At 60.1% G+C, this 23,120-nt stretch carries 17 protein-coding genes and 4 tRNA genes; 17 read left to right on the top strand and 4 right to left on the bottom strand.

Annotation, left to right across the window (positions count from 1 at the left end; all coding sequences use genetic code 11):
• Positions 1–69 precede the first annotated feature (69 nt).
• Positions 70–1,620 (bottom strand): MDR family MFS transporter, encoded by a 1,551-nt coding sequence (locus D882_RS0101575; RefSeq protein WP_027921601.1) that lies wholly within the window; start codon positions 1,618–1,620, stop codon positions 70–72.
• Positions 1,610–2,659 (bottom strand): HlyD family secretion protein, encoded by a 1,050-nt coding sequence (locus D882_RS0101570; protein WP_027921600.1) that lies wholly within the window; start codon positions 2,657–2,659, stop codon positions 1,610–1,612. Before D882_RS0101570 ends, D882_RS0101575 begins: the two co-directional genes overlap by 11 nt.
• A 219-nt stretch (positions 2,660–2,878) precedes the next feature.
• Here D882_RS0101570 and gltX point away from each other — a divergent pair, with 219 nt between their 5' ends.
• The 10 genes from gltX to D882_RS0101520 all read left to right on the top strand — a co-directional run bounded on the left by gltX (position 2,879) and on the right by D882_RS0101520 (position 8,940).
• Entirely contained in the window at positions 2,879–4,360 is a 1,482-nt protein-coding gene (gene gltX, locus D882_RS0101565) for a glutamate--tRNA ligase (RefSeq protein ID WP_027921599.1), read from the top strand.
• Between the two features lie 291 nt (positions 4,361–4,651).
• Positions 4,652–4,727: transfer RNA gene (locus D882_RS0101560), tRNA-Ala, on the top strand.
• 79 nt (positions 4,728–4,806) lie between these two features.
• Positions 4,807–4,882: transfer RNA gene (locus D882_RS0101555), tRNA-Glu, on the top strand.
• Positions 4,883–4,935: 53 nt separating this feature from the next.
• Positions 4,936–5,011, top strand: a tRNA-Ala gene (locus tag D882_RS0101550).
• Between the two features lie 80 nt (positions 5,012–5,091).
• Positions 5,092–5,167, top strand: a tRNA-Glu gene (locus tag D882_RS0101545).
• 184 nt (positions 5,168–5,351) lie between these two features.
• Positions 5,352–5,891, top strand: a complete 540-nt coding sequence (locus tag D882_RS0101540; protein WP_027921598.1) for a TetR/AcrR family transcriptional regulator — start codon at positions 5,352–5,354, stop codon at positions 5,889–5,891.
• A 31-nt stretch (positions 5,892–5,922) separates the two neighbouring features.
• Entirely contained in the window at positions 5,923–6,756 is an 834-nt protein-coding gene (locus D882_RS0101535; RefSeq protein WP_027921597.1) for an alpha/beta fold hydrolase, read from the top strand.
• Between the two features lie 48 nt (positions 6,757–6,804).
• Entirely contained in the window at positions 6,805–7,260 is a 456-nt protein-coding gene (locus D882_RS0101530) for a thioesterase family protein (RefSeq protein WP_027921596.1), read from the top strand.
• 153 nt (positions 7,261–7,413) lie between these two features.
• The gene (locus D882_RS0101525; protein ID WP_027921595.1) at positions 7,414–8,373 is read left to right on the top strand and encodes a tRNA-dihydrouridine synthase; all 960 of its coding nucleotides are present in this window, start codon (positions 7,414–7,416) and stop codon (positions 8,371–8,373) included.
• A 120-nt stretch (positions 8,374–8,493) separates the two neighbouring features.
• A complete protein-coding gene (locus D882_RS0101520; protein WP_007943514.1) occupies positions 8,494–8,940 on the top strand; it encodes an Hsp20 family protein in 447 nt (148 codons plus the stop codon).
• Between the two features lie 78 nt (positions 8,941–9,018).
• On the opposite strand, the gene D882_RS0101515 is transcribed toward D882_RS0101520, so the two are convergent.
• Both D882_RS0101515 and D882_RS0101510 read right to left on the bottom strand, forming a co-directional pair.
• Complete coding sequence (locus tag D882_RS0101515) at positions 9,019–12,297, bottom strand: bifunctional diguanylate cyclase/phosphodiesterase (protein ID WP_027921594.1); 3,279 nt, start codon at positions 12,295–12,297, stop codon at positions 9,019–9,021.
• Between the two features lie 69 nt (positions 12,298–12,366).
• Entirely contained in the window at positions 12,367–13,257 is an 891-nt protein-coding gene (locus D882_RS0101510) for a LysR family transcriptional regulator (protein ID WP_027921593.1), read from the bottom strand.
• 142 nt (positions 13,258–13,399) lie between these two features.
• Between D882_RS0101510 and leuC the strand changes: the two genes are divergently transcribed.
• From leuC to D882_RS0101475, 7 genes are all read left to right on the top strand, one after another.
• Positions 13,400–14,818, top strand: coding sequence for a 3-isopropylmalate dehydratase large subunit (gene leuC, locus D882_RS0101505; protein WP_027921592.1), 1,419 nt, complete (start codon positions 13,400–13,402; stop codon positions 14,816–14,818).
• 11 nt (positions 14,819–14,829) lie between these two features.
• Positions 14,830–15,474: a 3-isopropylmalate dehydratase small subunit gene (gene leuD / locus D882_RS0101500; RefSeq protein WP_027921591.1), complete on the top strand. Its 645-nt coding sequence runs from the start codon at positions 14,830–14,832 to the stop codon at positions 15,472–15,474.
• Positions 15,475–15,620: 146 nt separating this feature from the next.
• On the top strand, positions 15,621–16,388 hold the full coding sequence (locus D882_RS0101495) for a class I SAM-dependent methyltransferase (protein ID WP_027921590.1): 768 nt from the start codon (positions 15,621–15,623) through the stop codon (positions 16,386–16,388).
• A 52-nt stretch (positions 16,389–16,440) separates the two neighbouring features.
• Positions 16,441–17,523: a 3-isopropylmalate dehydrogenase gene (leuB, locus tag D882_RS0101490; protein ID WP_027921589.1), complete on the top strand. Its 1,083-nt coding sequence runs from the start codon at positions 16,441–16,443 to the stop codon at positions 17,521–17,523.
• Positions 17,524–17,589: 66 nt separating this feature from the next.
• Entirely contained in the window at positions 17,590–18,702 is a 1,113-nt protein-coding gene (asd, locus tag D882_RS0101485) for an aspartate-semialdehyde dehydrogenase (protein WP_027921588.1), read from the top strand.
• Positions 18,703–18,968: 266 nt separating this feature from the next.
• The gene (locus tag D882_RS0101480) at positions 18,969–19,979 is read left to right on the top strand and encodes an aspartate-semialdehyde dehydrogenase (RefSeq protein ID WP_027921587.1); all 1,011 of its coding nucleotides are present in this window, start codon (positions 18,969–18,971) and stop codon (positions 19,977–19,979) included.
• 208 nt (positions 19,980–20,187) lie between these two features.
• A complete protein-coding gene (locus D882_RS0101475) occupies positions 20,188–22,821 on the top strand; it encodes a FimV/HubP family polar landmark protein (protein WP_027921586.1) in 2,634 nt (877 codons plus the stop codon).
• Positions 22,822–23,120 lie beyond the last annotated feature (299 nt).

The following is a 23,120-nucleotide window of genomic DNA, read 5'->3' as shown; positions in this document are numbered from 1 at the left end:
CCGCCATCGCGATCAAGCTCGGTTCCTGCGGTAGGAGCCGAGCTTGCTCGCGATGCTTGCGCCTCGCTCTCAGTGTGCTTCCCCAGCCTTAATCCCCTCCGGCAATTTCTTGGTCAACAAGATCGCCAGCATGCTCACCCCCAACGCAATCCCGACAAAGTGAAACGCATCGTTGTAGGCCATGATTGACGCCTGCTGATGCGCAATCTCACTGATTTTCCCCAGCGCCGCCGTCTCATTGCCCAGTCGGTCTGCCATCGACGCCAGTCGCTCGGCCACCTGCGGATTGCTCGGCACGATGGCTTCACGCAAATAATCAAAGTAGGTCTTTGTTCGCGCATCCAGCAGGGTGGCGAGGAGGGCGATGCCAATCGCACCGCCGAGGTTGCGCAGGATGTTGAACAGGCTCGACGCCGAACCCGCGTCCTGCGGCAGGATGTATGCGGTGGCGATCAGCGAAATGGTGACCATGATCAATGGCTGACCGAGCGCGCGGATGATCTGGATCTGATTGAATTGCGGTCCGGCGAAGTCCGGGTTCAGTACCCCCGATGAAAAACTCGCCAGCCCGAACAGTCCAAATCCCAGCGTGCACAGCCATTTCGGCGAAATGTACTTCATCAATTTGGGCACCAGCGGAATCAGAAACAGCTGCGGCACGCCCATCCACATGATCACTTCGCCGATCTGCAGGGCGTTGTAGTTCTGAATCTGCGCCAGGTACAGCGGCAACAGGTAAATCGAGCCATACAACCCGACCCCCATCCCCAGGCTGGAAATACTCGACAGGCCAAAGTTGCGGTTGCGCAGGATGCCGAGGTTGATCAGCGGGTTGGGTTTGGAAAACTGCACGATCACAAAGGTGATCAGGCTGATCAGCGCAATGCTGCCCAGGGTCACGATCAGGTTCGACTCCAGCCAGTCCTTGCGATGGCCTTCCTCCAGAAATACCTGCAAACAACCGAGCCCGACGCCGAGGGTGAGAATGCCCATGTAATCGGTGCTTTTCAGCAATTCCCAGTGCGCTTCCTTCTTCTCCAGGCCGTACATCAGGCCCGCAATCATGATCAGGCCTGGTGGCACGTTGATGTAGAAGATGTATTCCCAACCCCAATTCTCGGTCAGCCAGCCGCCCAGCGTCGGGCCGATCGAGGGCGCGAAGGTGGCAGTCATGGCGAACATGGCCATGCCTTTGGCGCGGTGATGTTCCGGGAGTTTGATCAGCGTCAGGGTGAATGCCAGCGGGATCAGCGCGCCGCCGGTGAAGCCCTGCATGGCGCGAAAGACGATCATGCTTTCCAGGCTCCACGCCATGGAGCACAGCAGCGAGGAGGCGAGGAAACCCAATGACACCCACACCGCCAGTCGCCGCGCCGACAGCAACTGCACCAGCCAGGCGGTCAGCGGAATCATGATGATTTCCGCTACCAGGTACGAGGTGGAAATCCACGAGCCTTCTTCCAGGGTGGCCGACAGGGCGCCCTGAATATCCTTGAGCGACGAGTTGGTGATCTGGATGTCGAGCACGGCCATGAAGGCGCCGAGCATCACGCTCATGACCGCGATCCAGTCCCGCCGGGTCGGTTCGCCGGCCGGGCGGATCAGTTGATCACCGGCCATCGTCAGGGGCGTCTTTGATGTTCACTTTGGCGGTGACTGACATGCCCGGGCGGATCTTGCCGCGCAACGGATTGTCCGCGTCGAACGTCAGTTTTACCGGAATCCGTTGTACGACTTTGGTGAAGTTGCCCGTGGCATTGTCCGGTGGCAACAGGCTGAACTGCGCGCCCGACGCGGCGAACAGGCTGTCGACGCGGGCCTTGATCGGCGTGTCGCTGTAGGCGTCGAAGGTCAGCTCGGCGCTCTGGCCGGGCTGCATGTGGCCAATCTGGGTTTCCTTGAAGTTGGCCTGAATCCAGATGTCCTGGTCCGGGACGATCGACAGCAAATACGCGCCGGCCTGCACCACTTGGCCCTCGCGGGCGGCGCGCTGGCCAATCAGGCCGCTGATCGGCGCGTGGATTTCGCTGCGGGTCAGGTTCAGTTCGGCTTGCGCCAGGTCGGCCTTGGCGTTGGCGATCTGTGCGTCGAGGCGCTTGATCTCGGCATTCAGGGCGTTGACCTGCTGGCGCTGGCCTTGAGCGTCGGCCTGGGCCTTGGCCACTTGCGAGCGGGCGATGTGGTTGTCGGCGGACAGGGTGGTCACCCGTTCTTCCGAGATGTAGCCGGGTTTGCGCAAGGTCTGGGCGCGGGTCAAATCGATGAGCGAGCGGCCGAGGCTGGCCTGGCTGGATGCCACTTGCGCTTCGCTGGCGGCGATCAGGCTGGATTGCTGGGTCAGTTTGCTTTGCGCTTGCAGGCGTTCGGCCTGGCGGGTGGCGAGGGTCGCGTTGGCGCGGTCGACGGCGAGGTCGAAATCGGCGCCTTCGAGCTTGATCAGCAACTGGCCTTTCTCGACGTGCTCGTTGTCGTGCACCAGCACCTGGTCGATGCGCGCGCCCAACTGGCTCGAGACACGGGTGATCTCGCCCTGGACATAGGCGTTGTCGGTGCTTTCATAAAACCGTCCCTTGAAGAACCACTGGGCAAAGAAGCCCCCGGCAATCAGCAGGACAATCAACAGGAAAATAAACAGGCGACGCTTGAGTTGGGCAGGCATGGGGCAGACTGTAGTCGAGAAATTGTAAGGAAAGTTAACAGCTGGTGAATCTGTCATACAGCCGACAAGCGGTAAATGCCATCGGCTGATATTCGGCCATTCACCAGGGTATACGCGCGTTGTAGGCGCAAACTTGGCTTAAATGCCCTGCTCACTGGAGCCGGGCGGGTATCGCCTGTTACCATTCGCCCTTTGTTTTATCTTCATTCGAGACTTGCCATGACCACCGTCCGCACGCGCATCGCGCCATCGCCTACCGGGGACCCCCACGTAGGTACCGCTTACATCGCTTTGTTCAACTACTGCTTTGCCAAGCAGCATGGCGGTGAGTTCATCCTGCGGATCGAAGACACCGACCAATTGCGTTCGACCCGCGAGTCCGAACAGCAGATTTTCGACGCGCTGCGCTGGTTGGGCATCGACTGGAGCGAAGGCCCGGACGTCGGTGGCCCGCACGGTCCATACCGGCAGAGCGAGCGCGGCGATATTTATCAGAAGTATTGCCAGCAACTGGTTGAAATGGGCCATGCCTTCCCGTGCTTCTGCACCGCCGAAGAGCTGGACCAGATGCGCGCCGAGCAAATGGCTCGCGGCGAAACCCCGCGTTACGACGGCCGTGCGCTGTTGCTGTCCAAGGAAGAAGTCGCGCGCCGCCTGGCCGCTGGCGAACCTCACGTGATCCGCATGAAAGTGCCGAGCGAAGGCGTGTGCGTCGTGCCGGACATGCTGCGTGGCGATGTCGAGATCCCGTGGGATCGCATGGACATGCAAGTGCTGATGAAGACCGACGGTTTGCCGACGTACTTCCTGGCCAACGTGGTCGACGACCACCTGATGGGCATCACCCACGTCCTGCGCGGCGAAGAGTGGCTGCCGTCGGCGCCTAAACTGATCCTGCTTTACGAGTACTTCGGCTGGGAACAACCGGAGCTGTGCTACATGCCGCTGCTGCGTAACCCGGACAAGAGCAAGCTGTCCAAGCGCAAGAACCCGACCTCGGTGACGTTCTACGAGCGCATGGGCTTCATGCCGGAAGCGATGCTCAACTACCTGGGGCGCATGGGCTGGTCGATGCCGGACGAGCGCGAGAAGTTCTCGTTGCAGGAAATGGTCGATCACTTCGACCTGAGCCGTGTGTCGCTGGGCGGGCCGATTTTCGACATCGAGAAACTGTCCTGGCTCAACGGCCAGTGGCTGCGTGACCTGCCGGTGGAAGAGTTCGCTGCGCGCCTGCAGACCTGGGCGCTGAACCCTGAGTACATGATGAAGATCGCGCCGCACGTTCAGGGCCGGGTTGAAACTTTCAGCCAGGTGGCTCCGCTGGCCGGGTTCTTCTTTGCCGGTGGCGTGAATCCGGATGCCAAGCTGTTCGAATCCAAGAAGCTTTCGGGCGATCAGGTGCGTCAGTTGATGCAGTTGATCCTGTGGAAGCTGGAAAGCCTGCGTCAGTGGGAGAAGGACAGCATCACTGCGACGATTCAGGCGGTGGTTGAATCGCTGGAGCTGAAGCTGCGTGACGCCATGCCGTTGATGTTTGCCGCGATCACTGGCCAAGCCAGCTCGGTGTCGGTGCTGGATGCGATGGAAATCCTCGGTCCGGACCTGACTCGTTTCCGTTTGCGTCAGGCGATTGACCTGCTGGGCGGCGTGTCGAAGAAAGAAAACAAGGAATGGGAAAAACTCTTGGGCAACATCGCCTGACAGACTCGCTCTTCGGCGTTCACGCGTAATTGATGACGTTCACCTGTAGCAGCTGCCGAAGGCTGCGTCGGGCTGCGGAGCGGCCCTTGAGGGCCGCCACCCAATGGGATGGCGAGCGCTGCGCACTCGAACACAGTCTGCGGCAGCTACTACAGGAGCGGATACACCCCCGGATTTAGGGGGGAGGGCGGTAAGTGATTGTTATGTCGGCAAAAAACTTTGAAATATTTTAAAAATAAGTTTGACAGCTTTTCGATCCGCCATTAAGATTCGCCCCGTCCTCAGCGATGAGGGGCTATAGCTCAGCTGGGAGAGCGCTTGCATGGCATGCAAGAGGTCGACGGTTCGATCCCGTCTAGCTCCACCAATTTACACTTCAAGGTCTGGCCACACCGGCCTTGAAGCGATCAACACTCAGCGTTGATCTGTTGTATAGAAGGGTTTGCGTCCCCTTCGTCTAGTGGCCTAGGACACCGCCCTTTCACGGCGGTAACAGGGGTTCGAGTCCCCTAGGGGACGCCAGTTTTACAGAAGCGATGTTGCAAGATGTCGCTCCGCCGCGAGGCGAAAAATCCGGGGCTATAGCTCAGCTGGGAGAGCGCTTGCATGGCATGCAAGAGGTCAACGGTTCGATCCCGTTTAGCTCCACCAATTTTACAGTTCAAGGTCTGGCCACGCAGGCCTTGAATCGATCAGCTCTCAGCACTGATCAGTTGTATAGAAGGTTTTGCGTCCCCTTCGTCTAGTGGCCTAGGACACCGCCCTTTCACGGCGGTAACAGGGGTTCGAGTCCCCTAGGGGACGCCACGATTACCCGCTCTGCGGGATTTTATAAGGGTCATTCAATTATTGAATGGCCCTTTTGTTTGTCTGGCGTTTGGCCAAATCCCCCAATTTCTTTCAAACTGTTCTTCAGACCAGCGGTCACATCCACGACTTGCGAAAAATTATTATGAGAATAATATTCTAGTCGTAATATTCGGAGGCAACGATGAACGATAAAAAAGCTCAAACCCGCGAACGCATCCTCAAGGCTGCCAGCGCAGCGCTGATTCAGCGCGGCCCGGCAGAACCGAGCGTTGGCGAAGTGATGGGCGCAGCCGGCCTGACCGTCGGCGGCTTTTATGCGCACTTCGAAAGCAAGGACGCAATGATGCTCGAAGCGTTCCAGCAGTTGCTCGGTCACCGTCGAGGCATGATCGCCGACATGGATGCCGAGTTGACTGGCGAAGAGCGTCGCGCCTTGGTGGCGGCGTTTTACCTGTCGCGTAAACACCGTGACTCTTCTGAGTCGGCGTGCCCGATTCCGGCTTCGGTCGGTGAATTGGGGCGGCTGCCGGACGCGTTTCGTGTCGCACTGAATGAGCATGTGGAAATGATGGTCGCGCAGTTGGCGGCCAGCCCGGAAGACACCGACAAAGCCCTCGCTGACATGGCGTTGATGGTGGGTGGTTTGGCGCTGGCCCGCGCGCTGGGGCCAGGAGAGTTGTCCGATCGATTGCTGCGCGCCGCCAAGTCGGCGGTGCTGTGACCTGAAGGCATTGGCCTGAGGAGTGAGAGCGATGAGCACGTTGAAGTGGGTTCGTGGCGTTAATGGCACCTTGGGCTGGTTCGCACCACAACTGGTCGCGAGCAGAATGCGACTGGCATTCATGAGCCCGCGAGCACTGCCTCCGCGTGACTGGGAACTGCCGCTGCTGGCGAAGTCCGAACGTATCACGCTGCGCTTTGGGCTCTCGGCGCTGCGCTGGGGCCAAGGCCCTGCCGTGTTGTTGATGCACGGGTGGGAAGGGCGGCCGACGCAGTTCGCCAGCATTATCACTGCGCTCGTCGATGCCGGTTACAGCGTGGTTGCCCTCGACGGTCCGGCCCATGGTCGTTCACCGGGCGAAGAAGCGAACGTCGTGCTGTTTGCCCGGGCCATGCTCGAAGCTGCCGCCGAGTTGCCGCCGCTGCAGGCGGTCATTGGTCATTCGATGGGCGGCGCCAGTGCCATGCTCGCCGTGCAACTGGGTTTGCGTACCGAATCCCTGGTCACCATCGCCGCTCCGGCGCGAATTCTCGGCGTGCTGCGCGGATTTGCCAAGTACGTGCGACTGCCGCCCAAGGCGCGTTCGGCCTTCATTCGTCAGGTCGAGAAAGACGTCGGCATGCGCGCAGCGGCGCTGGACGTAGCGCACTATCAACTCGACATGCCAGGCCTGATCGTCCATGCCGAAGATGACCGCTTTGTGTCGGCCAAGGAATCGCAACTGATCCACGAGGCCTGGTTTGACAGTCGCTTGCTGCGTCTCGAAGAAGGCGGTCATCAGCGGGTACTGGCCGATCCCCGGGTCATTGATGGCGTGTTATCACTCCTGGCCGGTCGCAGCCTGCATTCGCGCCAATCGGCGTAAGCATCCGTTACACTGCCCCGGTCGACATTATCTGACCGGGAGTGGGGCATGAGCTGGGATCGGGCAACGCCATTTATCATTGATCTGCAAGTGGGCGCCGAGGACATCGACGGGCTGGGTCACGCCAATAATGCGGTGTACGTGACATGGCTCGAGCGTTGCGCCTGGCGCCACTCGCAGCGTCTGGGCCTTGATCTGGTCGAATATCGGCGACTGGACCGGGCGATGGCGGTGGTGCGGCACGAGATCGATTATCTGGCTGCCGCCTACGAAGATGATGAATTGCAGTTGGCGACCTGGATCGTCGATTGGGATCAGCGCCTGAAAATGACCCGACATTTCCAGTTGAAGCGCCCGCGCGACAACACCACGTTGCTGCGCGCGCAAACCACGTTCGTCTGCATCGAACTGTCGACCGGCAAGCCAAAACGCATGCCGACCGAGTTCATTGAAGGCTACGGCCCGGCGTTATTGTCGCAAGAATTAAATACCACCCAAATCTAATGCAGGAGTGAGCCTGCTCGCGATTCAGGCGGCGCGGTTTACCCGGTACGCCGCGTCATCGTTCATCGCGAGCAGGCTCACTCCTACAAGGAATCTGCGATTCCCCGCGCAATCCAGTAAACTGCCGCACGTTTTTCGTCGAGTGTGTTTTTCATGCAAATTGCTTTGGCGCCCATGGAGGGGTTGGTCGACAACATCCTGCGGGACGTGCTGACCCGTGTGGGCGGTATCGATTGGTGCGTGACCGAGTTTATCCGGATCAACGATCAGTTGCTCACGCCTGCCTACTACCACAAGTTCGGTCCCGAGCTGCTGACCGGTGCCCGCACCGCTTCCGGCGTGCCTCTGCGTGTGCAATTGCTCGGTTCTGATCCCGTGTGCCTGGCGGAAAACGCCGCGCTGGCCTGCGAGTTGGGCTCTGAAGTCATCGACCTGAACTTCGGTTGCCCGGCCAAGACCGTCAACAAGTCTCGCGGTGGCGCGGTATTGCTCAAAGAGCCTGAACTGCTCAACGAAATCGTCGAGCACGTGCGTCGAGCGGTGCCTGCGCACATCCCGGTGACCGCCAAGATGCGCCTCGGTTTCGACAGTCCGGACGGTTCGCTGGTGTGCGCCACAGCCTTGGCTGAAGGCGGCGCAGCACACATCGTGGTGCATGCGCGGACCAAAACCGATGGCTACAAACCGCCAGCGCATTGGGAGTGGATTCCTCGTGTGCAAGAGGTGGTCAAGGTGCCGGTGTTTGCCAATGGCGACATCTGGAGTGTCGAAGACTGGCGTCGTTGCCGCGAGATCAGCGGCGTGGAAGACATCATGCTCGGCCGTGGCCTGGTCTCGCGCCCGGACCTGGCCCGGCAAATCGTGGCAGCGCGTGCCGGTGAAGAAGTGGTCGAGATGACCTGGGCCGAGCTGTTGCCGCTGCTCCAGGACTTCTGGCTGCAAGCCAAGGCGCAGATGACACCCCGCCAATCTCCCGGCCGCCTCAAGCAATGGTTGGCGATGCTGACCCGCAATTATCCGGAAGCAGTGGAACTGTTTACTGTGTTGCGGCGTGAAACCGAGCTGGATCAGGTTTCCCGTTTGCTGGGTCTGACAGTCGCCGAAGCGGCGTAAAAAAATCTGAAAAAAGTCTCTTGAAATGCAATCAACGGTCCCTATCTAAGGGTTACGCGATGCCGAATTCGGGTCGCGGAGATAAAAAACCTTGCTGATTGTTTTCAGGAGATTTGAATCATGACTACTGCATTTTCCCTGGCCCCACTGTTCCGTTCCTCGGTAGGCTTCGACCGTTTCAACGACCTGTTCGAAACCGCCCTGCGCAACGAGCCAGGCAGCACCTACCCACCTTACAACGTGGAAAAACACGGCGATGATCAATACCGCATCGTCGTCGCCGCAGCCGGTTTCCAGGAGGAAGACCTGGACCTGCAAGTGGAGAAAGGTGTGCTGACCATCAGTGGCGGCAAACGCGAAGCGAACGAAAGCGTGACCTTCCTGCACCAAGGCATCGCCCAACGTGCGTTCAAGCTGTCGTTCCGCCTGGCGGACCACATCGAGATCAAGGCCGCTGACCTGCGTAACGGTCTGTTGAGCATCGACCTGGTGCGCATCGTTCCAGAAGAGGCGAAAGCCAAGCGTATCCCGATTAACGGGACGCAAAAACCGGCTCTGCAGCACTAAGCCAGAGCAACGAAAAGGGCGCCCTCGCGGCGCCCTTTTTTATGCCCAAACATCACACATACCCCGTAGCAGGCCGGGTTATTTCAGGAGTTTTTGAAATGCTTCCACCGGCAACGGCCTGCTGTGTAAATACCCCTGATAGAAATGGCAGCCCAAGCCCTGCAAAAACTCCAGTTGCTCCGCCGTCTCCACTCCTTCGGCGATCACTTTCAGCTCCAGACTGCGCGCCATGGCGACAATCGCGCGGATGATCTCCGCGTCGTTCGGATCAGTCGTGGCGTCACGGATAAACGACTGATCGATCTTCAATGTGTCGACCGGCAAACGCTTGAGGTAGGTCAGCGAGGAGTAGCCGGTGCCGAAGTCGTCCATCGCAAAACTCACGCCGAGTTTTTTCAGGCGGCGCATTTTGCTGATGGTGTCTTCCAGGTTCTGGATGACGATGCCTTCGGTGATTTCCAGTTTCAGCAGCGAGCAGGGCAGGCCGTGGCTGCTGAGGCTGTGTTCGATGCGTTCGACGAAGTCGGTTTGGCGAAATTGCCTCGGACTGATGTTCACGCACAGGCTGAAGCTCAACGGGTTGACCAGGCCTTTGGCGACCAGTTGTTTGAAGGCCCCGCAAGCCTCGTCAAGAATCCAGGTGCCAACTTCGAGAATCAGCCCGCTGTCTTCCAGCACCTTGATGAACTCCGCCGGTGATTGCGGCCCGAGTTCGGGGTGGTCCCAGCGCACCAGCGCTTCGGCGCCGACAATGCGATTGCCCCGGGCGTCGATTTGCGGTTGGTAATGCACATGGAATTCGCCGCGAGAAAGCGCCAGGCGCAGGTCGGTTTCCATGCGCAGGCGTTCGCTGGCGGCCTTTTGCATGGTGTTGTGATACATCTGCGTGGTGTTGCGGCCCGAGTCCTTGGCGCGGTACAGCGCGATGTCGGCGCGTTTGAGCAGGTCAGTCGGGGTCGAACCGTGGTCGGGAATCAGCGCGATGCCGATGCTCGGCGTCACTTGCAGGCGCTGGCCATCGAGGAACATCGGTTCCGACAACAGTTCTCGCAAGGTGTCGGCCAGCTCCCGGACCTGGGCGCTGACTTCGTTGCGCGAACCTTCCAGGCCGCTGAGCAACACCACAAATTCGTCACCGCCCAGCCGCGCCACGGTGTCTTCCATGCGCACGCTGGCTTCCAGTCGCGCGGTGATGATTTTCAGCACGGTATCGCCGACCGGGTGGCCGAGGGAGTCGTTGATGTGCTTGAAGTGATCGAGGTCGAGGAACAACAGCGCACCGCGCAGGCTGTGGCGCTTGAGCAGGGCGATCTGCTGGCTCAGGCGATCCATCAGCAGCGCGCGGTTGGGCAGGTTGGTCAGGGGGTCGTGGTAGGCCAAATGACGGATTTGCGCTTCGGCGTTTTTCAGCAGGCTGACATCGCGGGCGGTCAGCAACAGGCAGGCGGTTTCGTTGAGGGTGATCGGCTCGACCGAGACTTCGACGGTCAGCAATTCCCCACGTTTATTGCGCCCGAGCATTTCCTGGTGGTGCACGCGGCCCTTGAGCTGTAGCTCGGCGAGCAACGCTGAGCGTTGTTTCTCTTCGGCCCAGATGCCCACTTGATACACCGTGCGCCCGATCACTTCCTGGGCACGATAGCCAGTCAGGCGGCAGAAGCCGTCGTTGACCTCCAGATATCGCCCGGTATCGCGCTCGGTAATGGTGATGGCGTCGGGGCTGGAGTGGAACGCCTTGGCGAACTTTTCTTCACTGGCCTTGAGCGCCGCTTCGGAGCGTTGTTGCTGGGTGATGTCGCGCAAGGTGGTGACGATGCAGGGTTGATTATCGACGTTGATCTTGCGGCTGGAAATCACGCAGGTCAGCGATTGCCCGTCCTTGTGCTGGGCGATGATGGCGACATTGTTCAGTCCTTGTTCGCGGATGACCTGTTCGATCCGTTGCAGGCTTTTCGCCGAGGCGTCCCACAGGCCGATTTCGTCGGCGCTGCGGCCAATCACTTCGGCGGCGCTCCAGCCGAAGGTCTGGGTGAAGCTGGAGTTGATCTCGATGAACTGGCCGGTGTCCTGGCGCGTCACGCAAATCGGGTCCGGGCTGACCTGGAACAGCGTGGCGAATTTTTCTTCGGAGGCCACCAGCCGCTGCTCGCGCTCCACCTGATCGGTGATGTCCAGGAGGGTACCGGCCATGCGCAACGGGAAACCGTTTTCATCGCGGTAGAGGCGGGCGCGGCTTTCCAGGTAGCGCGAGCTGCCGTCTGGCAGTTGCACGCGGTAAGTCAGCTGATAATTGCCGGCCGGGCCTTCGCGCAGGCTGCGGTAGGCGTCGCGCATGGTGTCGCGTTCTTCGCCGGGCACGCCTTCGAAAAATTCCTCGAAGGATTCATGGAAGGGCTTGGCTTCCAGTCCGTGCAACTGGGCGGCTCGAGCCGAGCCGTAGAGCATGCCGCTGGGGATGTGCCAGTCCCAGGTGCCGAGTTGCGCCGAGTTGAGGGCGAGGTCGAGACGTTCCTGGCTATCCTTGAGGGCTTGTTCAGCGATTTTTCGCTCGGTGGTGTCGAGGAAGGTGCTCAGCAGATACGGCTGGCCCTCGAGTTCGACTTTTTGTGCGCTGAGGATGCCATCGAGGACCTGCCCGTTGCTGGCGCGAAACTGCACCTCCATGCTGATCAACTCGCCTTTGGCCTTGGTGGCCGTGACCAGTTTGGCGCGTTGCTCCGGGTGCACCCACAGGCCCAGTTCCAGCGTGGTGCGGCCTATCGCGTTTTGCACCGGCCAGCCGAACAGGCTTTCGAAATACTGGTTGGCTTCGGTGATCAGGCCGTCTTCCTGGCGGGTCAGCAACACCATGTTCGGGCACAGGTGAAACAGCGTGGCGAAGCGTTTTTCCGAACTGCTCAGGGCTTGTTCGCGCTGGCGCTGGTGGGTGATCTCGCGGATCACCCCGATCATGCGTGGTCGTCCGTGTTTATCCGGCAGCAGGCTGCCGCTGATTTCCAGCCAGTGCAGGCTGCCGTCGGGCCAGCGGATGCGGTGATGCATCGCTTGCTCAAGCGGCGCGCCGGCAATCACCGCATGGAATGCGCGAACGGTTTTCGCCCGGTCTTCGGGCGGCAGCAAATCGAGGTATTCCAGGTCCTCGGGCAATGGCACGTGCGGATCGAAACCAAACAGCGCCTGAGTCCCCCGCGACCAGCTGATCTGCCCACGTTCGATGTCCCAATACCAGGCCCCCAGCCGAGCGCCGTTGAGGGCGGCGAGCAATTGTGGCGCGCTTTCCCAGCTCAGTTCGGACCTTTTTGGGTCAAGCGCCTGGATGCGCGGCATCGGCGGAACACGGTCAACAGATTTCGGCATTGGCAGCAGGCCTTGGGCGGATATGGGCGTTAGGCACAGGAATTCGCAGCACTATAGGCGTAGCACACGTTAGCCTTGAGTCCCTGGCAAATCGAGTTGTGCATCCAGCAAAGCCATAAAAGCCCTTGCCGCATTCGATAGCGTCCTTTCGGTGTGCAAGATATAGCCTAGCTGGCGAGTCAGTTGTATGCCCGGCAAAGGTATTCGCGCAACCTGATCATCGAGCATCGTACGCGGCAACACGCTCCAGGCCAGGCCGATCGAGACCATCATCTTGATCGTTTCCAGATAATTCGTGCTCATGGCGATGTTCGGGGTCAGGCCCTGCGCCTCAAATAACCGCTGCACGATGTGATGAGTAAAGGTGTTGCCGCCGGGGAAGACGGCGGGGTGCAGGGCAATGTCGGCCAGGGTGACCGGGCCGTTGCTGATAAGCGAATGCTCCGGGGCGACCACGAAATCCAGCGGGTCGTCCCACACCGGTGTTGCCTTGACCAATGAATGGGGCTCCGGCGCCAAGGTAATCACCGCCAGTTCCGCGCGGCCATGGAGGATTTCTTCGTAGGCCACTTCCGAATCGAGGAACTGAATATCCAGCGCCACTTGTGGGTAACGTCGGGTGAACTCCCTTAATAAGGGCGGCAAACGGTGCAGGCCGATGTGGTGACTGGTCGCCAGGGTCAGGCGGCCGGTCACTTCGCCGGTCAGATTGGTCAGGGCGCGCCGGGTGTCGTCCAGCACATTCAAAATCTGATAGGCCCGAGGCAGCAGGGCGCGACCGGCCTCGGTCAGGCCGACTTCACGGCCGAGGCGATCAAACAGGCGCACCTTCAATTGCTGCTCCAGCCCGGCGATGCGTTTGCTGATGGCGGGTTGTGTCAGGTGCAGCCGCTCGCCGGCGCCGGAGAAGCTGCCGGTCTCGGCAATGGCGATAAAAGCATTGAGGTTGGCCAGATCCATTGCGGTATTCCAGTTGGTTATCCAAAGCATAAAAAATATGAATTTGAGTTATTTAATGTAACCCCCTAGGATCGACCTCACAAGCCAAAGGGTTATACAAACGGCCCGGGGCATAGAAACAAGCTGATGAGGAAACCGTCTGATGGCCGGCAAAACGCTCTACGACAAGCTCTGGGATTCGCATTTGGTCAAACAGCGCGACGATGGCTCTGCGCTGATTTATATCGATCGTCACATCATCCACGAAGTGACCTCGCCGCAAGCCTTTGAAGGTCTGCGTCTGGCCGGGCGCAAGCCTTGGCGCATCGATGCCAACATCGCGACCCCGGACCACAACGTACCGACAACCCCGGAGCGCAAGGGCGGCATCGAAGCGATTGTCGACCAGGTCTCGCGTTTGCAGGTTCAGACCCTCGACGACAACTGCGATGAATACGGCATCGTCGAATTCAAGATGAACGACATTCGCCAAGGCATCGTTCACGTCATCGGCCCGGAGCAGGGCGCGACCTTGCCGGGCATGACCGTGGTTTGCGGCGACTCCCACACCTCGACCCACGGTGCGTTCGGTGCCCTGGCTCACGGTATCGGCACTTCCGAGGTCGAGCACGTGCTCGCCACTCAGTGCCTGGTCGCCAAGAAAATGAAGAACATGCTGGTGTCGGTCGAAGGCAAATTGCCGTTCGGCGTGACCGCCAAGGACATCGTCCTCGCCGTGATCGGCAAGATCGGCACCGCCGGCGGTAACGGCCACGCCATCGAGTTCGCCGGTAGCGCAATTCGCGACTTGTCCGTTGAAGGCCGCATGACCATTTGCAACATGTCCATCGAGGCCGGCGCACGCGTAGGTCTGGTGGCGGCTGACGAAAAAACCGTGGCTTACGTGAAGGGCCGTCCATTCGCCCCGAAAGGCGCGGAATGGGACTTGGCTGTCGAAGCGTGGAAAGACCTGGTGTCTGACGCGGATGCGAAGTTTGACACCATCGTTGAACTCGACGCGACCCAGATCAAGCCGCAAGTCAGCTGGGGCACCTCGCCTGAAATGGTCCTGGCCGTGGATCAGAACGTGCCGGACCCGGCGAAGGAAATGGACCTGGTCAAACGCGATTCGATCGTGCGCGCCTTGAAGTACATGGGTTTGACCGCCAATCAGGCGATCACCGACATTCAACTGGACCGCGTGTTCATCGGCTCCTGCACGAACTCGCGGATCGAAGACTTGCGCGCCGCAGCCGTCATCGCCAAGGGCCGCAAAGTGGCGTCGACCATCAAGCAAGCCATCGTCGTGCCGGGCTCGGGTCTGGTGAAGGCGCAGGCCGAAGCCGAAGGTCTGGACAAGATTTTCCTCGAAGCCGGTTTTGAATGGCGCGAGCCGGGTTGCTCGATGTGCCTGGCGATGAACCCGGACCGTTTGGAGTCGGGCGAGCATTGCGCGTCGACCTCCAACCGCAACTTCGAAGGCCGTCAGGGCGCCGGTGGTCGTACTCACCTCGTCAGCCCGGCAATGGCCGCCGCCGCTGCTGTAAATGGTCGTTTCGTCGACGTCCGTGAATTGATCTAAAGGAGCGCAGCATGAAAGCTTTTACCCAGCACACTGGTCTTGTCGCGCCTTTGGATCGTGCCAACGTCGACACCGATCAGATCATCCCGAAGCAGTTCTTGAAGTCGATCAAGCGCACTGGTTTCGGTCCGAACCTGTTCGATGAATGGCGTTACCTGGATGTCGGGCAACCGTATCAGGACAACTCCAAGCGTCCGCTGAACAAGGACTTCGTCCTCAACGCCGAACGTTATCAAGGCGCCAGCGTATTGCTGGCCCGTGAGAACTTCGGTTGCGGCTCCAGTCGTGAACACGCGCCGTGGGCGCTGGAAGAATACGGTTTCCGCAGCATCATCGCGCCGAGCTACGCCGACATCTTCTTCAACAACAGTTTCAAGAACGGCTTGCTGCCGATCATCTTGAGCGACGCTGAGGTTGATGAACTGTTCCAGCAGGTTGAGGCGAATCCTGGCTATCAATTGCAGGTCGACCTGCAAGCCCAGACCGTGACCCGTCCGGATGGCAAGGTGCATAACTTTGAGATCGATGCGTTCCGCAAGCATTGCCTGTTGAACGGTCTGGACGATATCGGCCTGACGTTGCAGGATCATGAAGCAATTGCAACGTTTGAAGCCAAGCACCGGGCGAGCCAGCCCTGGTTGTTTCGCGACGCGTGATGAGGCTGAGATTTATGTAGATAGGGCTGGTCTCATCGCGGGCAAGCCCGCTCCCACAGGGGCTTGCGGTGTACACAAAACCTGTGGGAGCCGGGCTTGCCCGCGATGAGGCCGGAACTGGCACCACAAAATCAAAGGAAGTGACCATGACCAGCACCGCCCAGCACACCCAGGTCGTCCAAAAGCAATTCGGTGAGCAGGCTTCGGCCTACCTGAGCAGCGCCGTTCACGCTCAAGGTACCGAATTCGCGCTGCTACAAGCCGAACTGGCCGGGCAGGGCGATGCTCGGGTACTGGACCTGGGTTGCGGCGCCGGTCACGTGAGTTTTCACGTGGCTTCGCTGGTCAAGGAAGTGGTGGCCTACGACCTGTCGCAGCAAATGCTCGACGTGGTCGCCGGTGCTGCCGTTGATCGTGGCTTGAGCAATGTATCGACGGTCCTCGGTGCCGCCGAGCGCCTGCCGTTCGCCGATGGTGAGTTCGACTTCGTTTTCAGTCGTTACTCGGCGCACCATTGGAGCGACCTCGGTCTGGCGCTGCGCGAAGTCCGGCGGGTGCTGAAGCCGGGTGGGGTGGCGGCGTTCATCGACGTGTTGTCACCGGGCAGTCCGTTGTTCGACACTTACCTGCAAAGCGTCGAAGTGCTGCGCGACACCAGCCATGTGCGCGATTATTCCGCCGGCGAGTGGTTGCGCCAGGTCAGCGAAGCGGGGTTGCATACCCGCAGCACCACGCGCCAACGGCTGCGTCTGGAGTACACCTCCTGGGTCGAGCGCATGCGCACACCTGAAGTGATGCGCGCGGCAATCCGCGAGCTGCAGCAGTCGATGGGCAACGAAGTGCGCGAATATTTTGAGATTGAGGCTGATGGCTCGTTCAGTACCGATGTATTGGTTCTGATGGCCGAGCGATAGAATTTTTCCGGGTGTGCCCAAGGGGCGCACCGACTGATGACATGAGGAAAGCATGAGCAAGCAGATTCTGATTCTCCCAGGTGACGGTATTGGCCCGGAAATCATGGCCGAAGCGGTCAAGGTGCTGGAATTGGCCAGCGACAAGTTCTCCCTGGGCTTCGAGCTGAGCCACGACGTGATCGGCGGCGCTGCCATCGACAAGCACGGCGTGCCATTGGCCGACGAAACCCTGGAGCGCGCCCGCGCCGCCGATGCTGTGCTGCTGGGTGCCGTGGGCGGCCCGAAGTGGGACACCATCGAGCGTGACATCCGCCCTGAGCGCGGTCTGTTGAAAATCCGTGCGCAACTGGGCCTGTTCGGCAACCTGCGTCCGGCGATCCTGTACCCGCAACTGGCCGAGGCTTCGAGCCTGAAGCCGGAAATCGTCGCCGGCCTGGACATCCTGATCGTCCGTGAGCTGACCGGTGGTATTTACTTCGGCGCACCACGCGGCACCCGCACCCTGGAAAACGGCGAGCGTCAGTCCTACGACACCCTGCCGTACAGCGAAAGCGAAATTCGCCGCATCGCCCGCGTCGGCTTCGACATGGCCATGGTGCGCGGCAAAAAGCTCTGCTCGGTGGACAAGGCCAACGTATTGGCGTCCAGCCAGCTGTGGCGTGAAGTCGTCGAGGAAGTGGCCAAGGATTACCCGCAAGTCGAATTGAGCCACATGTACGTCGACAACGCTGCCATGCAGCTGGTGCGAGCACCGAAGCAGTTCGACGTGATCGTCACCGACAACATGTTCGGCGACATCCTGTCCGACCAGGCCTCGATGCTCACCGGTTCCATCGGTATGCTGCCGTCGGCGTCCCTGGACACCAACAACAAGGGCATGTACGAGCCGTGCCACGGTTCGGCGCCGGACATCGCCGGCAAGGGCATCGCCAACCCGTTGGCGACCATTTTGTCGGTGTCGATGATGTTGCGTTACAGCTTCAACCAGCAGGCTGCAGCCGATGCCATCGAGAAAGCCGTGAGCCTGGTCCTGGACCAAGGCCTGCGCACGGGCGACATCTGGTCGGCAGGTTGCACTAAAGTCGGTACGCAGGAAATGGGTGACGCAGTAGTCGCCGCGCTGCGGAATCTGTAATCTCTCGGGCCCGCTGCGAAATTCAATACAAAGCAGCGGCCCACTTTTTAAGAAGGTGTAGTTGCGATGAAACGTGTAGGTCTGATCGGTTGGCGCGGTATGGTCGGTTCCGTGCTCATGCAGCGGATGCTGGAAGAGCAGGATTTCGATCTTATCGAGCCGGTGTTTTTCACCACTTCCAATGTCGGTGGCCAAGGCCCGTCCGTGGGCAAGGACATTGCTCCGCTCAAGGACGCTTACAGCATTGAAGAGCTGAAAACCCTTGACGTGATTCTGACCTGCCAGGGTGGCGACTACACCAGCGAAGTGTTCCCCAAGCTGCGTGAAGCCGGCTGGCAGGGTTACTGGATCGACGCCGCTTCCAGCCTGCGCATGCAGGATGACGCGGTCATCGTCCTGGACCCGGTCAACCGCAAGGTCATCGATCAGCAGCTGGATGCGGGCACCAAGAACTACATCGGCGGCAACTGCACCGTCAGCCTGATGCTGATGGGCCTGGGCGGCCTGTTCGAAGCCGGTCTGGTCGAGTGGATGAGTGCCATGACCTATCAGGCGGCCTCCGGTGCCGGCGCGCAGAACATGCGTGAACTGATCAAGCAAATGGGCGCGACCCACGCCGCTGTTGCCGATCAACTGGCCGACCCGGCCAGCGCGATCCTCGACATCGACCGTCGTGTGGCCGAAGCCATGCGCAGCGAAGCGTACCCGACCGAAAACTTCGGCGTACCACTGGCCGGCAGCCTGATCCCATGGATCGACAAGGAACTGCCGAACGGTCAGAGCCGTGAAGAGTGGAAGGCCCAGGCTGAAACCAACAAGATCCTTGGTCGCTTCAAGAGCCCGATTCCGGTCGACGGTATCTGCGTGCGCATCGGCGCCATGCGTTGCCACAGCCAGGCGCTGACCATCAAACTGAACAAAGACGTGCCGATCGCCGACATCGAAGGGCTGATCAGCCAGCACAACCCTTGGGTCAAACTGGTACCGAACAACCGCGACATCAGCATTCAGGAACTGAGCCCGACGAAAGTCACTGGCACCCTGAACGTGCCGGTGGGCCGTCTGCGCAAGCTGAACATGGGTTCGCAATTTGTCGGTGCTTTCACCGTCGGCGACCAACTGCTATGGGGCGCGGCCGAACCGCTGCGTCGCATGCTGCGGATTCTGCTTGAGCGTTGATCGGTTGAAGTAATGAAGAAACCCGTGCCTTGAAAGAGGTGCGGGTTTTTTTATTCCTGTAGCAACTGGCGAAGCCTGCGTTCGGCTGCGCAGCAGTCGTAAAACCTGAGTGTGCGGTTCTTCTGAATGATCGGGGATCCCCAAAGCGAGGACTTCGTCCTCGAACGCAGCCTTCGGCAGCGGCTGCAAGGTTTCGCGCGTCGAATTGCCTGTATCCCCACCACCCGGTAAAGTGCCGCTCCCCCCGTTTCGCCTGAGGTAGAACCATGAGCCAGTCCTTTGATATCGCCGTCGTCGGCGCCACCGGTACTGTCGGCGAGACGCTCGTGCAGATTCTTGAAGAGCGCGACTTCCCGGTCGGCGACTTGCACCTGCTGGCGAGCAGCGAATCGGCCGGTCATTCGGTGCCGTTTCGCGGCAAGAACGTACGGGTGCGGGAGGTCGATGAGTTCGATTTCAGTAAAGTCCAGTTGGTGTTTTTCGCTGCCGGCCCGGCAGTAACCCTCAGTTTCGCCTCCCGCGCGACCGCTGCCGGTTGCTCGGTGATCGACCTGTCTGGCGCTTTGTCGGCTGATCAGGCGCCGCAAGTGGTGCCTGAAGCCAATGCCGAAATCCTCGCGACGTTGAAAAAGCCCTTTCAGGTCAGCAGCCCAAGCCCGTCCGCCACCACCCTGGCCGTGGTACTGGCGCCGTTGCTTTCGGTGATTGACCTGCAACGGGTCAACGTCACCGCCAGCCTGGCGGTCTCCGCCCAAGGTCGCGAAGCGGTGAAGGAGCTGGCCCGGCAAACTGCCGAGCTGCTCAATGTGCGCCCGCTGGAGCCAACTTTCTTCGATCGGCAGATGGCGTTCAACCTGTTGGCTCAGGTCGGCAAACCGGATGATCAGGGCCATACGCTGCTGGAAAAACGTCTGGTGCGTGAGTTGCGTCAGGTGATTGCGCGGCCTCAATTAAAGATTTCCGTCACTTGCATTCAAGCCCCGGTGTTTTTTGGCGATAGCTTTAGCGTGACCTTGCAGTCAGGGAGCGCTGTCGACCTGGCGAAAGTCAACGCGGCGCTGGAAGATGCACCCGGTATCGAGCTGGTTGAAGCCGGCGATTATCCGACCGCAGTGGGCGATGCGGTAGGGCAGGACGTGGTGTACGTCGGTCGGGTTCGCAGCGGTGTCGACGACCTGTCGGAACTTAATTTGTGGCTGACGTCAGATAACGTACGCAAAGGCGCCGCGCTCAATGCTGTGCAGGTGGCTGAATTGTTGATAAAAGACCAGCTGTAAAAGATACTTGGCAACAATTCACAGAATGATTCTAGCCGGGCGCTATGCTTGGCCGCACTGCTGAAGGAAAGCCCCTCTATGGGGTTTTGCGGGGCAGGCAAGAAATGATCGCGCGCGATGACACTTCGACGCCGCGCGCAATGCCTTACGGCAGCGACTATCAATACCTTCTCGCTGGCCGAGGAATGTTCAAACAAAGGATGAGGCTATGGTTCAAGTTCGCAAACTGGTGTTAGCAATTGCGGCCGCCTCGGCGCTGTCATCCGGTATGGCGCATGCCCTCGGGCTCGGGGAACTGACCCTGAAGTCGACGCTGAACCAACCCCTGGTGGCGGAAATCGAGCTGCTCGACGTCAAGGATCTTACGGCCGCCGAAGTGGTGCCGAGCCTGGCCTCGCCTGAAGATTTCGCCAAGGCCGGCGTCGACCGTCAGGCCTTTCTCAATGACCTGACCTTCACCCCTGTGCTTAACGCCAGCGGTAAAAGCATCCTGCGTGTGACTTCCAGCAAGCCCCTGTCTGAACCGATGGTGAAATTCCTGGTTCAGGTCATGTGGCCTAACGGTCGCCTGCTGCGTGATTACAGCGTACTGCTCGATCCGTCCAAATTCTCGCCGCAGACCGCTGAAGCGGCTGCGCAGTCAGCGCCAACTTCAAACGTTACTGCGCCGGTGACGGGTGCCACCAAACCGGCTCAATACACCACCACCCCGCGCGATACCCTGTGGGAAATCGCTGCGAAGGCGCGTAACGGTGGTTCGGTTCAGCAAACCATGCTGGCCATTCAGGCACTGAACCCGGATGCCTTTATCGACGGCAACATCAACCGGCTGAAAACCGGCCAGGTGCTGCGCATGCCGGATCAGGCGCAAGCCACCACGCTGCCGCAACCCAAGGCAATCGCTGAAGTGGCCGCGCAGAACACCGCGTGGCGCCAGGGGCGTCGTTATGTGGCGAAACCCGGCACCGGGCAGCAACAACTCGATGCCACCAAGCGCGGTCGTGCTGACGCCGGTAGTGCAGAACCTGCCAAGGACAAGCTGAGCCTGGTCTCTGCCGAATCCGGCAAGGCCGGTGGTAAAGGTGTCGCGGGCGATGCCAAGAACCTGAGCAACAAATTGGCTGTGACCCAGGAAAGCCTCGACACGACCCGTCGTGACAACGCTGAACTGAAAAGTCGCATGACCGATCTGCAAAGCCAGTTGGACAAGCTGCAAAAACTGATCGAACTGAAGAACAATCAGCTGGCCAGGATGCAGGCAGAAGGCGCGGCGGGTGCACCTGCTGCTGCGACTGAGACCGCTCCGGCCATGTCGGCTGAGTTGGCAGCCAACCCTGCGCCGGCACCGGCTGAGGTGGCGCCGGCTCCGGCGGCGGCCCCTGAAGTGACACCGGCACCTGCCGAGCCGGCAATCGAGCCGACACCAGCGGTCTCCGACGACCAGAAGTTCAACGAACTACTGACCAATCCGATCCTGCTGGGCCTGATCGGTGGCGGTGCGGTGGTGTTGGCACTCTTGCTGCTGTTGCTGGCGCGTCGCCGCAAAGCCCAGCAAGAAGCCGAGAAACATCTGCGCATGGCCCGTGCGTTGTCTGAAGAACAGAACATGTCCTTCGACAACGACCTGCCGGAAAGCAGCTTCGAAGGCCTGGAAGTGCCGCCGCCTAGCGTGAAGCTCGCCACTGCGCCGACGCCTGCACCGGCTCCTGCACCTGCACCTGCTCCTAAGCCAGCGCCTGCACCAGTTGTGATGACTACGCCGATTGCAGCACCTCTGGTGTCGCCGGCTGGCGAGCGTGATGACGACGTGCTGACCAAGGCGCAGTCGCACATTGCTGCGGGTCGTCTGAACCAGGCTGCCGCGTTGCTGGAAGACGGTATCAAGCAAGAGCCGCAGCGCAGTGACCTGCGTTTGAAGCTGATGGAAGTGTACGGTCAGCAAGGCGACCGTGATGCGTTTGTGGGCCAGGAGCGCCAACTGGTCGCTAACGGCGATAACTTCGCCCAAGTCGAAAAACTCAAGACCCGTTTCCCGGCCATGGCCGTGGTTGCCGCCAGTGGCCTGGCTGCGGCCGCCATCGCTGCGGAACTGGATGCGCAGTACGTCAAGGACCTGCTGTTGGACGAGCCGCAAGCGCCGGCAGCCGCAGCCGATGACGACTTCGACAGCGCGTTCGACCTGAGCCTGGACGACCTGGAAGCCGCTTCCCCGGCTGTGGTTGCGCCTGAGGCAGACGTGTCGACCGAGCTGGACGAATTCCCGCTGGATGACGATTTGAGCTTTGAATCGGTGCTGCAGCAGCAAACCGACATCAAGGACAACCTCGACGACCTGTCGGACTTCGATCTGGACATGGACCTGGGTGCAGACCCGACGCCGGCCATGCTCGTTGAAGACGGCTTCCTGCTGGACCTGGACGAAGGCGTGAAAGACTTTCCGGTCGTGCCTGAAGCGCCTCAGGACGATCTGGAATTACCTGCCGATTTTGACCTGTCGCTGGCGGATGAAATGGACGCGGCTCCGGCCAAGCCTGCCATCGCTGATGTTCCGGATGACTTTGAAGCAGAACTGGATGACGTCAACGCCGAACTGGATCGTCTGTCCCAGAGCATTGGCGAGCCGCGCTTCACCGCAGAAGATGCCCTGGCGTCGGCGGCGGATGAGCCGGACTTCGACTTCCTCTCCGGTACGGATGAAGTCGCTACCAAACTCGATCTGGCCCAGGCCTACATCGACATGGGCGACAACGATGGTGCTCGGGACATCCTCAATGAGGTGGTGACCGAGGGTGATGCCGGGCAGAAGAGCGAAGCCAAGGAAATGCTTTCGCGTCTGGTTTGAGTGACCCGTCAGCAGTCAATAAAACGGCAGCCCATTGAGGTTGCCGTTTTTGTTTGAGTGGTGAGCAAGTGGGTGTCTGGTCTTTTGCTATCGTCGGAACGCCGCCCGGTGCCAGCTCGCTCCCACAGTGGATTTGCGCTGTTCACAGACCCCCTGTGGGAGCGAGCTTGCTCGCAATGAGGCCCTGACATTCGCCGCCGATGCTGAAGCCACTCTGGCGTCTCGGTCCGGCGGCCTTATAATGCCCGCCTTTGCGTAGATCAGCAGGCTGTACCCCTTGGCAAATATAGATAATCCGG

The sequence above is a fragment of the Pseudomonas sp. URMO17WK12:I12 genome (genome assembly GCF_000514395.1).
Taxonomy (GTDB): Bacteria; Pseudomonadota; Gammaproteobacteria; order Pseudomonadales; family Pseudomonadaceae; genus Aquipseudomonas; species Aquipseudomonas mucoides.
The sequence above is the reverse complement of the archived record's forward strand: the minus strand, read 5'-3'. Positions and strand labels throughout refer to the sequence as shown.

What these genes read in the sequence shown, in the direction of transcription:
- D882_RS0101575 (WP_027921601.1), bottom strand. Translation starts at nt 1,620, where the DNA reads ATGGCCGGTGATCAACTGATCCGCCCGGCCGGCGAACCGACCCGGCGG.
- D882_RS0101570 (WP_027921600.1), bottom strand. Translation starts at nt 2,659, where the DNA reads ATGCCTGCCCAACTCAAGCGTCGCCTGTTTATTTTCCTGTTGATTGTC.
- gltX (WP_027921599.1), top strand. Translation starts at nt 2,879, where the DNA reads ATGACCACCGTCCGCACGCGCATCGCGCCATCGCCTACCGGGGACCCC.
- D882_RS0101540 (WP_027921598.1), top strand. Translation starts at nt 5,352, where the DNA reads ATGAACGATAAAAAAGCTCAAACCCGCGAACGCATCCTCAAGGCTGCC.
- D882_RS0101535 (WP_027921597.1), top strand. Translation starts at nt 5,923, where the DNA reads ATGAGCACGTTGAAGTGGGTTCGTGGCGTTAATGGCACCTTGGGCTGG.
- D882_RS0101530 (WP_027921596.1), top strand. Translation starts at nt 6,805, where the DNA reads ATGAGCTGGGATCGGGCAACGCCATTTATCATTGATCTGCAAGTGGGC.
- D882_RS0101525 (WP_027921595.1), top strand. Translation starts at nt 7,414, where the DNA reads ATGCAAATTGCTTTGGCGCCCATGGAGGGGTTGGTCGACAACATCCTG.
- D882_RS0101520 (WP_007943514.1), top strand. Translation starts at nt 8,494, where the DNA reads ATGACTACTGCATTTTCCCTGGCCCCACTGTTCCGTTCCTCGGTAGGC.
- D882_RS0101515 (WP_027921594.1), bottom strand. Translation starts at nt 12,297, where the DNA reads ATGCCGAAATCTGTTGACCGTGTTCCGCCGATGCCGCGCATCCAGGCG.
- D882_RS0101510 (WP_027921593.1), bottom strand. Translation starts at nt 13,257, where the DNA reads ATGGATCTGGCCAACCTCAATGCTTTTATCGCCATTGCCGAGACCGGC.
- leuC (WP_027921592.1), top strand. Translation starts at nt 13,400, where the DNA reads ATGGCCGGCAAAACGCTCTACGACAAGCTCTGGGATTCGCATTTGGTC.
- leuD (WP_027921591.1), top strand. Translation starts at nt 14,830, where the DNA reads ATGAAAGCTTTTACCCAGCACACTGGTCTTGTCGCGCCTTTGGATCGT.
- D882_RS0101495 (WP_027921590.1), top strand. Translation starts at nt 15,621, where the DNA reads ATGACCAGCACCGCCCAGCACACCCAGGTCGTCCAAAAGCAATTCGGT.
- leuB (WP_027921589.1), top strand. Translation starts at nt 16,441, where the DNA reads ATGAGCAAGCAGATTCTGATTCTCCCAGGTGACGGTATTGGCCCGGAA.
- asd (WP_027921588.1), top strand. Translation starts at nt 17,590, where the DNA reads ATGAAACGTGTAGGTCTGATCGGTTGGCGCGGTATGGTCGGTTCCGTG.
- D882_RS0101480 (WP_027921587.1), top strand. Translation starts at nt 18,969, where the DNA reads ATGAGCCAGTCCTTTGATATCGCCGTCGTCGGCGCCACCGGTACTGTC.
- D882_RS0101475 (WP_027921586.1), top strand. Translation starts at nt 20,188, where the DNA reads ATGGTTCAAGTTCGCAAACTGGTGTTAGCAATTGCGGCCGCCTCGGCG.